At 62.8% G+C, this 12839-nt stretch carries 17 protein-coding genes; 6 read left to right on the top strand and 11 right to left on the bottom strand.

The window, feature by feature from the left end; genetic code table 11:
* Window positions 1–128 precede the first annotated feature (128 nt).
* Window positions 129–902 (bottom strand): hypothetical protein, encoded by a 774-nt coding sequence (locus AC0L3S_RS02365; protein ID WP_007609501.1) that lies wholly within the window; start codon window positions 900–902, stop codon window positions 129–131.
* Between the two features lie 283 nt (window positions 903–1185).
* On the opposite strand from AC0L3S_RS02365, the gene AC0L3S_RS02360 reads away from it, so the two are divergent.
* Window positions 1186–2118, top strand: coding sequence for a hypothetical protein (locus tag AC0L3S_RS02360; protein ID WP_473277969.1), 933 nt, complete (start codon window positions 1186–1188; stop codon window positions 2116–2118).
* 23 nt (window positions 2119–2141) lie between these two features.
* Here AC0L3S_RS02360 and AC0L3S_RS02355 read toward each other — a convergent pair whose 3' ends face one another.
* From AC0L3S_RS02355 to AC0L3S_RS02330, 6 genes are all read right to left on the bottom strand, one after another.
* Entirely contained in the window at window positions 2142–2846 is a 705-nt protein-coding gene (locus AC0L3S_RS02355; RefSeq protein ID WP_473277968.1) for a GrlR family regulatory protein, read from the bottom strand.
* A 282-nt stretch (window positions 2847–3128) separates the two neighbouring features.
* Window positions 3129–3278 carry a hypothetical protein gene (locus tag AC0L3S_RS02350; protein WP_007591825.1) on the bottom strand — a complete coding sequence of 50 codons (150 nt, stop codon included), beginning with the start codon at window positions 3276–3278 and terminating at the stop codon, window positions 3129–3131.
* A gap of 202 nt (window positions 3279–3480) precedes the next feature.
* A complete protein-coding gene (locus tag AC0L3S_RS02345; RefSeq protein WP_473257061.1) occupies window positions 3481–4302 on the bottom strand; it encodes a tetratricopeptide repeat protein in 822 nt (273 codons plus the stop codon).
* A 32-nt stretch (window positions 4303–4334) separates the two neighbouring features.
* Window positions 4335–5018, bottom strand: coding sequence for a substrate-binding domain-containing protein (locus AC0L3S_RS02340; RefSeq protein WP_473277967.1), 684 nt, complete (start codon window positions 5016–5018; stop codon window positions 4335–4337).
* 18 nt (window positions 5019–5036) lie between these two features.
* The gene (locus AC0L3S_RS02335) at window positions 5037–5738 is read right to left on the bottom strand and encodes a GrlR family regulatory protein (RefSeq protein WP_473277966.1); all 702 of its coding nucleotides are present in this window, start codon (window positions 5736–5738) and stop codon (window positions 5037–5039) included.
* A gap of 195 nt (window positions 5739–5933) precedes the next feature.
* Window positions 5934–6968: a glutamine synthetase beta-grasp domain-containing protein gene (locus tag AC0L3S_RS02330; protein ID WP_063992653.1), complete on the bottom strand. Its 1035-nt coding sequence runs from the start codon at window positions 6966–6968 to the stop codon at window positions 5934–5936.
* Window positions 6969–7427: 459 nt separating this feature from the next.
* Here AC0L3S_RS02330 and AC0L3S_RS02325 point away from each other — a divergent pair, with 459 nt between their 5' ends.
* Complete coding sequence (locus tag AC0L3S_RS02325) at window positions 7428–7709, top strand: DUF2735 domain-containing protein (protein WP_473277965.1); 282 nt, start codon at window positions 7428–7430, stop codon at window positions 7707–7709.
* 113 nt (window positions 7710–7822) lie between these two features.
* Here the strand turns inward: AC0L3S_RS02325 and AC0L3S_RS02320 are convergent, their stop codons facing one another.
* On the bottom strand, window positions 7823–8134 hold the full coding sequence (locus AC0L3S_RS02320) for an MliC family protein (RefSeq protein WP_063992654.1): 312 nt from the start codon (window positions 8132–8134) through the stop codon (window positions 7823–7825).
* 70 nt (window positions 8135–8204) lie between these two features.
* Here AC0L3S_RS02320 and AC0L3S_RS02315 point away from each other — a divergent pair, with 70 nt between their 5' ends.
* Window positions 8205–8993, top strand: coding sequence for a tyrosine-protein phosphatase (locus tag AC0L3S_RS02315; RefSeq protein WP_063992655.1), 789 nt, complete (start codon window positions 8205–8207; stop codon window positions 8991–8993).
* Here the strand turns inward: AC0L3S_RS02315 and AC0L3S_RS02310 are convergent.
* Window positions 8983–9726 carry an SGNH/GDSL hydrolase family protein gene (locus AC0L3S_RS02310; RefSeq protein ID WP_473257071.1) on the bottom strand — a complete coding sequence of 248 codons (744 nt, stop codon included), beginning with the start codon at window positions 9724–9726 and terminating at the stop codon, window positions 8983–8985. The genes AC0L3S_RS02315 and AC0L3S_RS02310 overlap by 11 nt on opposite strands.
* A 117-nt stretch (window positions 9727–9843) precedes the next feature.
* On the opposite strand from AC0L3S_RS02310, the gene AC0L3S_RS02305 reads away from it, so the two are divergent.
* Complete coding sequence (locus AC0L3S_RS02305) at window positions 9844–10524, top strand: SDR family oxidoreductase (protein WP_473277964.1); 681 nt, start codon at window positions 9844–9846, stop codon at window positions 10522–10524.
* Here AC0L3S_RS02305 and AC0L3S_RS02300 read toward each other — a convergent pair whose 3' ends face one another.
* Window positions 10525–10872 (bottom strand): hypothetical protein, encoded by a 348-nt coding sequence (locus AC0L3S_RS02300; protein WP_473277963.1) that lies wholly within the window; start codon window positions 10870–10872, stop codon window positions 10525–10527.
* Window positions 10873–11010: 138 nt separating this feature from the next.
* Between AC0L3S_RS02300 and AC0L3S_RS02295 the strand changes: the two genes are divergently transcribed.
* Both AC0L3S_RS02295 and AC0L3S_RS02290 read left to right on the top strand, forming a co-directional pair.
* Window positions 11011–11697 carry a DUF2161 domain-containing phosphodiesterase gene (locus AC0L3S_RS02295; RefSeq protein ID WP_063992659.1) on the top strand — a complete coding sequence of 229 codons (687 nt, stop codon included), beginning with the start codon at window positions 11011–11013 and terminating at the stop codon, window positions 11695–11697.
* 95 nt (window positions 11698–11792) lie between these two features.
* On the top strand, window positions 11793–12098 hold the full coding sequence (locus tag AC0L3S_RS02290; RefSeq protein WP_007591844.1) for a hypothetical protein: 306 nt from the start codon (window positions 11793–11795) through the stop codon (window positions 12096–12098).
* Window positions 12099–12177: 79 nt separating this feature from the next.
* On the opposite strand, the gene AC0L3S_RS02285 is transcribed toward AC0L3S_RS02290, so the two are convergent.
* Window positions 12178–12807 carry a GNAT family N-acetyltransferase gene (locus AC0L3S_RS02285; protein ID WP_007609461.1) on the bottom strand — a complete coding sequence of 210 codons (630 nt, stop codon included), beginning with the start codon at window positions 12805–12807 and terminating at the stop codon, window positions 12178–12180.
* Window positions 12808–12839: the final 32 nt, after the last annotated feature.

The following is a 12839-nucleotide window of genomic DNA, read 5'->3' as shown; positions in this document are numbered from 1 at the left end:
AGTGCACTTTGGTTCAGTCAGCACTTCGAGCGCACGAGTGTGGCTGGGATCATTGAGTGCACTGTCACCGCACAGCAGGAACTTTCCGTCACGGATGCGCCACTCTTCCTAGCCGCACTCGCCCGAGCCTATGCCAGCCTGCCAACAGCCCCGCTTGCGGGGAAGTCCTTTTGGTAGGCCACGAACGTATCGGACGGGAACAACCAGGACGTATCGTCGTAGTTGACCCACGCCCCGCTACTGTAACGACCGCGCCCGTTCCACGCGACTTGAGCCTTGCGATTGGCGTAGTTCCGGTCCCCCTTCGGAAGCACGTTGCCGTTGGAAACGAACTTGCCGCCGGTGTCGTACGAGCCCTGGATCGCCACGATCTCGTGCACCAGCTGCCACAGCACCCACACCCGAACCATTCCGTCCGCTGGCGGACTGATCTGGACCGTTTCTGTGTACGAGCTTTCGTCGCTAGTCGTCACGGATTTCGAGAACGTCGCTGACACCTCGGCGCTCAGTGCGCCGTACGAGATGCCCAGCGATGCGGTAATCGACTGTGAGACTGTCGAGGATACCCCCTGAGTCTTCGTGACACTGATCGTCAGGGTGTTGCCCACTGGAATCCGATGGTACGACTTCCCAACGGGGCGCCAGAACTGCCGCAAGACCAGCTGGTAGACCGGCGGCCCCTTGCCGTCCCAGTAGTTCTCGATGATCGCGGTGGTGTTTGACAGATTCTCGTTCGGCTCGTCGCAGACATAGGCGCTCTTGCTCGAATTGTCGGAATTGGCCCACATGACCAAGGGCCGATCCACGCTTTGAAGCTGGACATAGGCTGACCTGTCCGGCGGCTGACTGTTCGCGTTCGCGAGTTCGGGGACGAGCGGGAAATCTGTGTTCGTATCAGGCATTTTGAAGGACTCCGTAATGGCACGCCTCATGAAAGACAATTTTAAGTAGTATTTTGTATTATCGGAAACAACACACGCACTCATTGAGATCGCTGCCGGCCTATCGCTGCAAACTGCGACGCCGCACGGGCTCGGCCGCGCCCCAGCTAAACTTCCTTGGGGCGGCCGGTGCCCGAGCAATCGCCAGAAACCTAGCGGCTTCTACTCAGGATTGAATGGAAAACATTGCGCCTATCGCTTCGCCCCTTTTATATTTTCCTCACGTCAGGATCAGGGGGCGGCTTTGGAGCAGGACGAACTTGAGCGCTTGGTTGGCGGCCGGTTGCGATTGACGCTTGATGAGATCGTGCAGCATTCTCGCCTGCCTGAGGCGCGGCACGCTTATCTGGCAAGCTTCGTGAAGGTGTACGAGGGCGAACCATTTCTGGTTCGGCTTCTCCTGGAGGCGGGGCGGTTCTTTGTCTTCCACTGTGCGGCAGTCCTCGAAGCCGCCCATGACCCTTCCCGACACGAGACCTGGTTCACCGTCAGCGCCCTCAAACAGCAACTTGCCTTGTTCGGATACGCGAGCGACCGGCAGGTGGATCATTTGATCGCGCGGTTGCGGGAGGTCGGGTTTCTCGAATTGCGCAGAGCCCCCGACGACGGCCGGGTCCGATTGCTGGCAACCACGGACAGGCTGCGCGCGCATCACATCGAATGGCTGGTGGCTCACTATGTGCCCCTTGCCACGCTGTATCCCGGTCACGATTACGGCCCGATATTTTCGCGCGATCGGGACTTTTACGTCCTCAACTGCAGCAAATCTCCGCCCTTCAATCCTGCAGCGGCTCGCCTCATGATGACGCTGCCGGACACGATGCTGCTCTTCAGCCATGCCGCCGGGCCGCTCATCCAGAATGCGGTGCTCAAGGCTGCAATGGATGCCGGCGACCCGAGCGCGGTCGTGCCCTATATCGAGGCCACCAGCCGTTTTGGCGTCTCCCGAACCCATGTCCGCAACTTGATGATCTCCGCTGAATCAGCCGGGCTCGTCAGGATCATCGGACGCGGGGGACGCAACATCGAGATTCTTCCGCGTTTCTGGGCAAGCTATGACCGTGGCCTCGCAGTGGGGATGTACCTCACCGATGCGGTCAATCTGGTCACGACGCGTGAGTGGCTCGAGAGATCCAGCCAAAACATGCAACCCTCTGCATTGGAGAACCAGGACTAGCACGCGACGAGATGATCGGTAGCCTACGCCCTTCGCATCAGCTTGAGCGATGCTGCCAGCCGCAAGCTACGCTTGCCAGCGAGCGCAATGCCTTCGAGCTCGCCGCTGTCTTCTGTGCAGGTGCCGGAGAAGCCGATCCCGACCTCGTAGCCGCCGAACACGGGGTTTTCGCCTTTCGCTGGCGTGTGCTCCTGGTTGAGCATCTCGCCCTTCCAGCGGCCGTCAGCTGAGGAATAGGAGCCGAGGTAGTAGAAGAAAGCATCGCCGCCGAGGATGCGGCCGTCCATCAGCAGCATGACGCCGGAGAGTCCGGCATCAACGCCGTCGAGTGCGCGCAGATGAATTGCATAGAGCCCGTTCACGACCCCGCCCGGACCGATCGTCCCCTGCGGCGGCAGCCCATCGTCATCGAGCCGCGTGAGATTGGCCCAGAAACCGGCGCCCGGCATCGTGTCCGCGCTGCCCGCGAGGTGGATCTGGTTGCCGACGAGCCGCCCTCGCGCGCCGATCGAGGCGACGTCAGCCCCCATCAGCGGCTTGTAGTTGGGATCGTCGTTGTGCCGTTCGGTGATGACTTCGGCGATGATCTCGCCGTCGCGCTCGACATAGCTTCCGAGATGCGCGAAGGCCGAATTGCCGCCCAGCAGCTTGCCGTCATGCATGCACATGATGCTGCGGCCGAAGGCATCGTTGACGCCGTATTCAACCTTGTAGAGCCCATCCAGCAACGCAATTGACCCGCAATATCAGAAGGAAAGCACGCGCTACCTAGCACCGCCGTCGCACCAAGACCATCGGGCTTTTTCGCGCAGGGCCATTCGCGAAGCCACACCCCTGCCATGATGCCATCATGCGCCTGTTTTGCCCGACGGCGCAACCGAATTCGGCAATTCCGTAGATGGTGATTTCACACCATTTGCGAGAGCTGAGATTTCAAGCACTTGGCTACTGTGCATGGGGTTGTTTTTCGCGTTTTTTGTTCGGGCGGTCGCGACGGCCTTCCTCAGGCGCTAGTGACGCTTGAAATACTGCACCTCGCGCTCATGCTTCTCGGCCGCCGCGCGGCTCCTGAAAGTGCCGAGGTTGCGGCGCTTGCCGGTCTTGGGATTCACCTTGCGCGAATAGAGCCGATATTCGCCGGATGCGAGCTTGCGGATCATGGTTACGCCTCCTGCTGTCGAGGATTCAACGGACCGTGTCCGAGCTGGTTCCTGACGCATTCGACCCCGTCGACACAAGCACGACGCCCGCAACAATTTCGCCTACTACTACAAGTGAGCGACAGCATGATCCGGAAAAGTGCGCAGCGGTTGTCCGAAAAGGTCATGCTCACACATGAATCCAAAGCGCGTTCATCGCGCTTTAGAAGCACAGCGTGGTGACGAGCTTGCCCTGCTTGTCCTTGATCGCATAGGGACAGCGCAGCCGCTCCAGCGCCTGCTTGGCATCCGCGTCGCCGAGCGCCGCAGCGCGCTCGTAATAGGATTTCGCGGCGTCCTTGTCCTTTGGTCCGCCGCGGCCTTCCTGCGCGAAGGCGCCCATCCGCTCCAGCGCGCCGGGATGGTTTTGCGCGGCAGCCTTCTCGAACAGCGCACGCGCCGCGGCGTCGTCCTTCGCACCACCCGTACCTTCGGAGAGCATCATGCCGAGCTGGTATTGCGCCTCGGCATTGGTCTCGGCGGCCTTGCCGAGCAATGCGCGCGCCTGTGCGGGATCGGCCGGCGCGGCACCGCCGCTGCCGCCGAGCGCGGCGAGATTGCTGATGCCGCGGGGATTGCCGGCCTGCGCCGCTTTCTCGAACAATTTGCGCGCCTGCGCTTCATCCCTGGCGACACCGGAGCCGGTGCCGTAGGCGACACCGAGCTCGACCATTGCCGCACTCGATCCCTTGTCCGCGGCCTTGCGCCAGGCGGCCATCGCGTCCGCCGTCTGCCGGTTGGCGGCATAGGCGCGGCCGAGCGCGAACATCGCGCGCCGCGATGAGGGTGCGGCCTGCTTGCAGAATTTGATGGCGGTCGCAACGTCGGAGGCCGCAATCTCCGTCACGCCCTTCATATCGGCCGGCTTGTCGGGATCGCTGGGGTCCGCGGCGACGCGGTCGCACAGGACGAGATCGGCCGATTGCGCATGCGCCGACAACGGCGCCGCAAGCGTGAGAAGGATGGCAACGAGGAAAGTCCGCATGGACGCCAAGTTGCGTCGTCGCCCCGGCAAATTCAAGGCTCGAGTCCCGATTGGCGCAGCACGGGGACGACCTCGGGTGATGCCAGATAGCGCAGCAGCCGATCCGCGGCGTCGGCATGCTCGGCGTTTGTCATCCGGCCGGCGGAGAACACGGCCGGCGTTTGCAGATCATGCGGAATCGGTCCGATCACCTCGATGCCTTCGACCTGCTTCAGTTCGCTGATCTGCTGCACGGCGAGCTCAGCCTCGCCGCTCACGAGCCGCTCCGCGGTAAAGCCCTGCTCGACGATGGTGGCTTTGGCGTTGATCTCTGCCGCGATGCCCATCTGCGCGATCAACCGGGCGAAATAGACGCCGCTCGCACCCAGCCGCGAATAGGCCACGGACCGCGCCGCGAGCAGCGTGCTGCGCAGCGCGGATGCGGTGGCGATGTCGGGATGTGCTTGCCCTGCCCGCACCGCGATGCCGACGAAGGAGCGCGCCAGATCGGCTGCGTTCCCTGCGACGACGCGACCCTCGTCGATCATCTCGTCGAGCCCTTCGCGGGTGAGGATGACGAGATCGGCGGACTCGCCGTCGCGCAACCGCTTGAGCAGCGCCAGCGTCGGCGCGAAATCGGCGTCGATGTGGACGCCGGTTGCGGTCTCGTACGCGGAGGACAGGCTGCGCATCGCGCCCATCAGGCCGAGCGTCGAAAGCATGCGAATTTTTTCCATCAGCGATTCCTGTGGCGATCAGGCGCGGTGCATCAGCTTGAGCGCGGCGGTCAGGCGCAGGCTACGCTTGCCAGCGAGCGCCGTTGCCTCCAGCACCGCCTGCTCGGCATCATAAGTGCCGGAGAAGCCGATGCCGACCTCGTGGCCGCCGAAGATCGGATCGTCCTTGGCCGGCGTGTGCTCCTGATTCAGGATCTGGCCCTTCCAGCGCCCGTTGGCGGCGGTGTAGCTGCCGAGATAATAGAACGATGCATCGCCGCCGAGGATGCGGCCCTTGTTGAGCAGCATCACGCCGGTGAGACCGCCGTCGACACCATCGAGCATGCGCAGATGCACCGAGTAGAGCCCGTCGGCGATGCCGGCCTCGCCGACGCCGCCGGCGATCGGCATCTCGTCTTCGGTGATGGGTGTCATCAACGACTGAAAGGGTACGCCGGGCAGCTCCTTGAGCTCGCCCTTGAAGCGATAGAGATCGCCGTCGGCCCAGCCCTTGGCGAGCAAGGTCGCGTCGTCCGTACCCGCCATGGCGCGATAGTTCGGATCGGGATTGTGGCGGACAGTGTTGATCACGATGTCGACGCCGCCTTCGGTCTTCGCGTAGGTGCCGATATGGGCGAAGGCCGAATTGCCGCCGAGCATCTTGCCGTTGCCGGCATGCATCACGCTCCGGCCGACGGCGTCGCCGAGCTGAAATCTCACCTTGTAGAAGCCTTCAAACACCAGCCGTCCCCGGCCCTGCGCGCACCCAGGCGCACTCTATCCCGCTTTCGGCGGCGATGGACAAGTTTCCCGCCATGAGGTCCGAGGCGGCTCCGCAAACGGCTGTCATCAGAACGAAAAATCCGCCGAAGCCTTTCGGCTTCGGCGGATCGAAGTCCAACCCGGGCCAGCCCCCCAGCCCGGGCCGGGAGGATCTTAGGCGGCGGCCTTCTTGTCGGCCGGCACGGAGGCGATCGTCTTCAGGATCTGCGAAGCGATCTGGTATGGGTCGCCCTGCGAATTCGGACGACGGTCTTCCAGATAGCCCTTGTAACCGTTGTTGACGAAGGAGTGCGGCACGCGGATCGAAGCACCGCGATCGGCAATGCCGTAGCTGAACTTATTCCAGGGCGCGGTCTCGTGCTTGCCGGTCAGACGCTTGTCGTTGTCCGGGCCGTAGACGGCGATGTGGTCCATCAGGTTCTTGTCGAAGGCCGCCATCAGCGCCTCGAAGTACTCCTTGCCGCCGACCGTACGCATGTACTCGGTCGAGAAGTTGGCGTGCATGCCGGAGCCGTTCCAGTCGGTGTCGCCGAGCGGCTTGCAGTGGAACTCGATGTCGATGCCGTACTTCTCGGTCAGGCGCAGCATCAGGTAGCGGGCCATCCACATTTCGTCAGCGGCCTTCTTGGAGCCTTTGCCGAAGATCTGGAATTCCCACTGGCCCTTCGCGACTTCCGCGTTGATGCCTTCATGGTTGATGCCGGCGGCCAGGCAGAGGTCGAGATGCTCTTCGACGATCTTGCGGGCGACGTCGCCGACGTTCGAGAAGCCGACGCCGGTGTAGTACGGACCCTGGGGCGCCGGATAGCCGGAGGCCGGGAAGCCGAGCGGACGGCCGTCCTTGTAGAAGAAGTATTCCTGCTCGAAGCCGAACCAGGCGCCGGCATCGTCGAGGATGGTGGCGCGCTTGTTGGTCGAGTGCGGGGTCTTGCCGTCGGGCATCATGACTTCGCACATCACGAGCACGCCGTTGGTGCGGGCGCCATCCGGGAACACCGCGACCGGCTTCAGCACGCAATCGGAGCTGTGGCCTTCAGCCTGCTGGGTGGAGGAGCCATCGAAGCCCCAGAGCGGAAGCTGCTCGAGCGTCGGGAACGACGCGAATTCCTTGATCTGAGTTTTGCCGCGCAAGTTCGGAGTCGGCGTATATCCGTCGAGCCAGATGTACTCGAGCTTATACTTGGTCATTGAGCCTCTCTGTAGATGATGCGAAAGGTGGGGGCCGCAGGCCCCCGCACGATTGTTTACCCGGCCAACATCGGCCGACCCTTTCCAAGCATTTAACGTGCCAAAAGGCCGCAGCGCGGGAGGTTTTCCACCGCGGCCGGCCTCCTCTCCCGCCCGTCGGATCGTCGACTGCGCCGTGCGTCATAGCGGCGCACCTTTGCGTGAAGCTGCACCGCAAAAATCCCGCGGAAAACGCCCGATTCTGGAGCAGGCAGGCCGGTGCCTGAGGTTGCCGACTAAACGCGCATCAACGTCCGGCAATATTCGCCAAGTCTGCGCCCGTCGCCCGCAACCTTCGCAATGGCCCACGCGTTAGCCACCCGACCGCTGCCTTAGAGGAAGCAGAATGCACCCTGCCTACAAAATAGGCCAAGGCTGATTTCCTTTTCAGCACTTTGCATTTCGGAATGCGCGGCCGATATGGGGATTCCAGTAACCACAAGCCAACGAGTCGGGCGCACCATGGAGGCCAGCGCTGCGATCTCGGGAGATACCGCAATGATGAACAATGGACTGAGTCACGGATCTGCACAGATCTACCAATTCCCTGTCGGGGGCCGCTCCGCTCTCGGGGGGCGCCGCAACGGTGAGACCCGCCTTCCCGCCAACCACGCCTCGCTCCCCGTGAACGAGACGATTTGCAGCGGCAGCTGGTACCATCAGGAAGCAATCGATGAAGCCAAGCCGAAATGGGATCGCTGATGCCTGCGTTCGGTTCGATACCGCCGCGCCCTCTCAAGCGTCCGGCGTCAGTTTGAAAAAGGGTCGAAACAACGAAGTTTCGGCCCTTTTTGATTTTTGTGGAATGCCGCCGTTCAGATCCCCGCGCAGGCCGTGACCGGCCGCTTCAGATGCTTGACCGTGGTGCTGCCGGTCTTGCCGATCACAAGCGTGATGCCCGCCCCCGAATAGCGCGCGCCGGAGACCGTCAGCCGCTTCGCAAGCGTGACAGGCTCGCCGTCGATCTGGAGGAAGGCGCGCTTGTCGGCGTCATAAAACCCAACGATGAACTGCGTACCATCGGCGCAGTGGTAGGTCCGGAACGTCTGCGCATCGGCCTGCCGCGCTCCGATCATTCCGCCCGCCAGCATGGCGACCGTCAAAAGAATGGCCTTGTGCCGGCCCATGATCGCCCCCTGTAATAGATTCAAGGACGCCCGTTGTGCGTCCAATGGAACCATAACCCAAACTGATCTCATGCAAGACAAGTCCCTGCAAGACTCCTCCGGACAAGACTCCTCGGTACAGGGCTCCCCTGCCCGCCATCTCGCCCTGCAAGGCGCCAGCAATTTTCGCGACCTCGGCGGCTATCCGACCGCAGATGGCCGGACCACGCGCTGGCGGCACATCTTCCGCTCCAACCATCTCGGCCAGCTCACTGCTGCCGATGTCGAGATCGTCCGCGCGCTGGGTGTGCGCAGCGCCTTCGATTTTCGCGGCGTCGAGGAGCGCGCGGCGGGCGTCTGCGTGATCAACGAGATCGCCGTGCATTCGCTGCCGATCGAGCCGACGGTCGTGGCTGCGCTGCGCGCCGAGCTCGCCAGAGGCAGGCTGACCGCGCCGGTCGCGCTCGAACTCATGCGCGAATCCTATCGCAACTATGTCCGCCACAACACGGCCAGTTTCCGCAACCTGTTCGGTCATCTCCTGGAGGACCGCGCGCCGCTCGTCATTCACTGCACCGCCGGCAAGGACCGCACCGGCTTTGCCAGCGCGCTGATCCTGCATGCGCTCGGCGTGCCGGATGACGTCATTGCCGAGGACTATCTGCTGACCAACCAGCACTACAAGCGCGACGCGACGGCGGCCACCGATCTGCCCGAGGACGTACGCAATGCCATCGGTAGCGTAGAGGCGTCGTACCTTGCCGCGGCTTTCGAAGCTGTCGGCGCCGAATATGGCGATCTCGAAACCTATTTGCGGGACGGGCTCAAGCTCGGCGCGGCCGAGCGGACGGCGCTCAAGGAACGCTATCTCACGTCGTAATCATACACGGGCATCTCTGTGTTGCACCCGTCGCCGTTAGGATCGCCGAACGCAGAGCCCGCGCGACTTGCATGGTGCTCCAGTCGCTCTGGTGCAGCTTCAACTCGTCGTCCGGCGCGAGCAGTTGCTCGAGCGAGGCGTTGTTGTGCTCGTTCCAGTGCCGCATCAGGGCCCAGCGCTGGAACAAATTGACTTTGGCCTCTTGCGCGGCGGCCCGGATCGCCGAGACCATCTTCTCCGAGAGCTTGGCATTGTCGCCGAGCATGGCCGTGACGTATTGCGGGTTGATGAGAATGACATCTGTGGCCGGATGATCGCGCAGGCGGGCCAATCCCTCGGCGATCTTAGCCAACACTTTATCGAAGTCGAATTCGTTGCTGCGAAACACGGCGTTGGTTCCGACCTGCCAGAGCACCAGCGAAGGATTGTCGGCAAAGATGTCATCGTTGAACCGAGCCACTTCTTGCGGCGCCTCTTCGCCGCCCTTGCCACGGTTGAGCACATCTATCCGGATGTCCCGATGGGGATCGTCATCCTTGTAGTGCTTTCTCAAATACAGCTCGAGCCGCGCTGGATATGCAACCACGTTGCCAAGTCCGGCCGTCGAGGACGACCCCATCGCCACGATGCGCACGGGCCCCCTTCCGCCCAATGCTTTCCTGAAGTTCGGCAGCGGATACTGCAAGTCAACGATCGCAGCAGGAAACTCGAGGGTCGGCAAATTGTCGCCCATGAAACAGCCTCCTCCACTATCTGAAGTTGCATCTATAGCCCAATTTGGAACCGGCCGCCATTGCAAGTCCAATGCGGGCCGCGCAATAGTCCGGCCCATTGATGGACGGAGAGTCTCGTGCAGGGAAAAGTCATTGTGGTGACCGGCGCACTCGGCGCACTTGGAAAAGTCGTCGCCGAGACCGCGCAGTCGCGCGGCGCGCGCGTGGCCGGCATCGACCATGCGCCATCGCAAATCTCCGCGACGCCTGAGCGCATCGAGATCGGCGGCGTCGATTTGTCCGACGCAGCACAAGCAAAGACGGCGGTCGAGGCGGCGGCAAGACACTTTGGCAAGCTCGATGGGCTGATCAACATCGCCGGCGGCTTCGCCTTCGAGACCGTGGGCGACGGCGACATCAAGACATGGCAGCGCATGCATGCGCTCAACCTGCTGACGGCGCTCAACGCCTCGCACGCGGCGCTTCCGCATCTGGCCGCGTCCAAGGCCGGCCGCATCGTCAACATCGGCGCCATGGGCGCGCTTCAGGCCGGCTCCGGCATGGGCCCCTATGCGGCGTCGAAAGCCGGCGTCCATCGCCTCACCGAGGCGTTGGCAAGCGAGTGGAAAGGCAAGGTGACCGTGAACGCTGTGCTGCCCTCGATCATCGACACCAAGGCCAATCGCGCCGACATGCCGAAAGCGGACTTCACCAAATGGGTGACACCGCAAGAACTCGCCGAAGTCATCCTGTTCCTCGCCAGCGATGCCGCGAGCGGCGTCACCGGCGCGCTGATCCCGGTCGGCGGCCGGGTGTAATCAATCCGGCACCAAGAGCCGGAGATTGCCTTTGAAACGGATGCTCTGTTTGCCGGCGAGCGCGATGCCCTCGCCGTACGCGGTCTCGTCATTATAGGTACCGCTGAAGCCGATGGTCACGACCTTGCGGCCCCCCACCGGGCGCTCGTCGAACGAAGGGGGATGTTCCTCGTTGGTCAGCTCGCCCTTCCACTTGCCGTCGGCCGAGGTGTAGCTGCCGTAGGCGAAGAAGAACGAATCCCCTCCCCGCATGCTGCCGTCGCGCATCACCATGACGCCCTGGTTGCCGCCCTGGACGGCATCCAACATTTCGATGCGGATATGATAGAGCCCATTCCTGATGGTCATCTTCGTGAACCGCCCGATTATCCTACCCTCAGGATAGCCGGATCATCTGTTCCCGATCAAATGGCGCAGAGCTCTAAGTCCATTCCGGGGCTAAACTGCCGCAGACTGATTCTCGGACGTGACACTCGGAAGCTTGCTTTGGAAACCACGCTCTATCTGCCTGTCAAACGCTTCCTCGAAGAGCTCGGCTTCACGGTCAAGGGCGAGATCGGCGGCTGCGATCTCGTGGGCCTCAGCGCCGGCGATCCGCCGGTGGTGGTGATCGGCGAGCTCAAGCTCACCTTCAATCTCGAGCTGATCCTTCAGGCGGTCGATCGTGCACCGGCCGGCGACGAGGTCTGGATCGCAGCCAAGATGTCGGTGCGCGGCAAGGGACGCGAGACCGACGCGCGCTATCGCAATCTCTGTCGCCGCCTCGGCTTCGGCATGCTCGGGGTGACCGACCGGGGTCAGGTCGAGGTGCTGGTGAAGCCGCCGACGGCAGCCCCACGCCGCGAGCCGAAGGTCCGTTCGCGCCTCGTTGCGGAGCATCAGCGCCGCCAGGGCGATCCGGTGCTGGGCGGCAGCACGCGCGCGCCGATCATGACGGCTTATCGGCAGCAGGCGCTGGCCTGCGCCTCGGAGCTTGCGGCAGGCCCGCGGAGGGTGAGCGAGTTGCGCCAACGCTGTCCCGATGCCGGCAAGATCATGCTTAACAATGTGTATGGCTGGTTCGAACGCACCGAACGGGGAATCTACGGGCTGACGGAAGCGGGCCACGCGGCGCTGAAACGCTGGCCACAGCAGCGGGTTGCGGATGTTGCCGGTGTCGCGTCACCACCCTGACACCCAACCGGTGCATAGCTGAGATGCCACACCGATTTCATATTGCAATGCAACATAGACGGCACTAGGTATCCCGGCATCGAAATGAGGCCGTTATGAACGCAGACTGGAATACCAAATATGGCACGCGGCGCGTGCGCCACGATCCGCCGACCCTGGACGAGGCGATCTTCGCCGCCGTCGGCATCACCGATGATCAGGAGCAGCAGGCCGAGATCGCCGCAGCCCTGATGGGCATGCCGCTTGATGTCGTCCAGGCCGAGGTCAAGAAACAGGTTCGCACCAACAGCCGCATCACCTCGACCCGCGTGATCGCCGGCGAACAGGGTGCGCAGCGCTCGGTGGTGGTCGAACGCCGTGTCGTGCGCCGCTTCGGCAACGACAAGCGCACCGGCACCTGAAGGCTTAGTTCCCTATTTCCAATACAAAAGCGGACCGGTTTTGCCGGTCCGCTTTTTGATTCCAGTCGGCTTTTTCAGGTCAGGCGGCGCGATTGCCATAGATGCTGGAAATGATCTTCCAGCAGGTCGAGTTGAAGCTGATAAGAGCGCGGCCGGCCGCGAATGGCGAGGCCGCGAGATCAGCGAGCTCGTCCTCAGGCGCCTTGGCGAGATCGATCGTACCGGTCGATTCGCCATGACGGAATTGCAGATGCGCCCCGAACTTCCTGGCGAGCGCGCGCATTGCGTGATTCTCGGCACCGGTTGTAATGCGCAGGCGCTTGTAGCCTTTCCAGCGCGCTTCCGCGATCAAACGGCTGAACAGCACGGTGCCGACGTTCTGGCGCCGCGCCGAGGCTTCCACGCTGAAGGCGACCTCGGGCAGCGAATCGCCCTCTGGCGGATGCAGCTCGGCCGCACCGCGGACCACGCCATCGACGATGTAGGCGACGATCACGGTGCCGTCCTCGGCACAGCGCGCGGCGTAACGCTCGATAAAACTGTCGTCGAGAAAACCGTTGAAGCGGTCGTGCCGGCTTTCGGCATCGAGCCTCAGCAGATGATCGCGCAAAAGCGGCAATTCTTCCTGCTGGCTCAAGGTCCGCACGTAGCCCTGGACGGACTTCGGGCGGCTGGTTACTTCAAGTCCAAAATCTGCTGCGAGTGACAAGTCAAAACTCCTCTTGGTGTCCCTCGAGGAGG

Source organism: Bradyrhizobium sp. Ken01 (genome assembly GCF_055807355.1).
This window is presented reverse-complemented; position numbering and strand designations above follow the sequence as displayed.

Coding starts and splice junctions, on each gene's coding strand:
- AC0L3S_RS02365 (WP_007609501.1), bottom strand. CDS start 902: ATGCCTGATACGAACACAGATTTCCCGCTCGTCCCCGAACTCGCGAAC.
- AC0L3S_RS02350 (WP_007591825.1), bottom strand. CDS start 3,278: ATGATCCGCAAGCTCGCATCCGGCGAATATCGGCTCTATTCGCGCAAG.
- AC0L3S_RS02345 (WP_473257061.1), bottom strand. CDS start 4,302: ATGCGGACTTTCCTCGTTGCCATCCTTCTCACGCTTGCGGCGCCGTTG.
- AC0L3S_RS02340 (WP_473277967.1), bottom strand. CDS start 5,018: ATGGAAAAAATTCGCATGCTTTCGACGCTCGGCCTGATGGGCGCGATG.
- AC0L3S_RS02330 (WP_063992653.1), bottom strand. CDS start 6,968: ATGACCAAGTATAAGCTCGAGTACATCTGGCTCGACGGATATACGCCG.
- AC0L3S_RS02325 (WP_473277965.1), top strand. CDS start 7,428: ATGGGGATTCCAGTAACCACAAGCCAACGAGTCGGGCGCACCATGGAG.
- AC0L3S_RS02320 (WP_063992654.1), bottom strand. CDS start 8,134: ATGGGCCGGCACAAGGCCATTCTTTTGACGGTCGCCATGCTGGCGGGC.
- AC0L3S_RS02315 (WP_063992655.1), top strand. CDS start 8,205: ATGCAAGACAAGTCCCTGCAAGACTCCTCCGGACAAGACTCCTCGGTA.
- AC0L3S_RS02310 (WP_473257071.1), bottom strand. CDS start 9,726: ATGGGCGACAATTTGCCGACCCTCGAGTTTCCTGCTGCGATCGTTGAC.
- AC0L3S_RS02300 (WP_473277963.1), bottom strand. CDS start 10,872: ATGACCATCAGGAATGGGCTCTATCATATCCGCATCGAAATGTTGGAT.
- AC0L3S_RS02290 (WP_007591844.1), top strand. CDS start 11,793: ATGAACGCAGACTGGAATACCAAATATGGCACGCGGCGCGTGCGCCAC.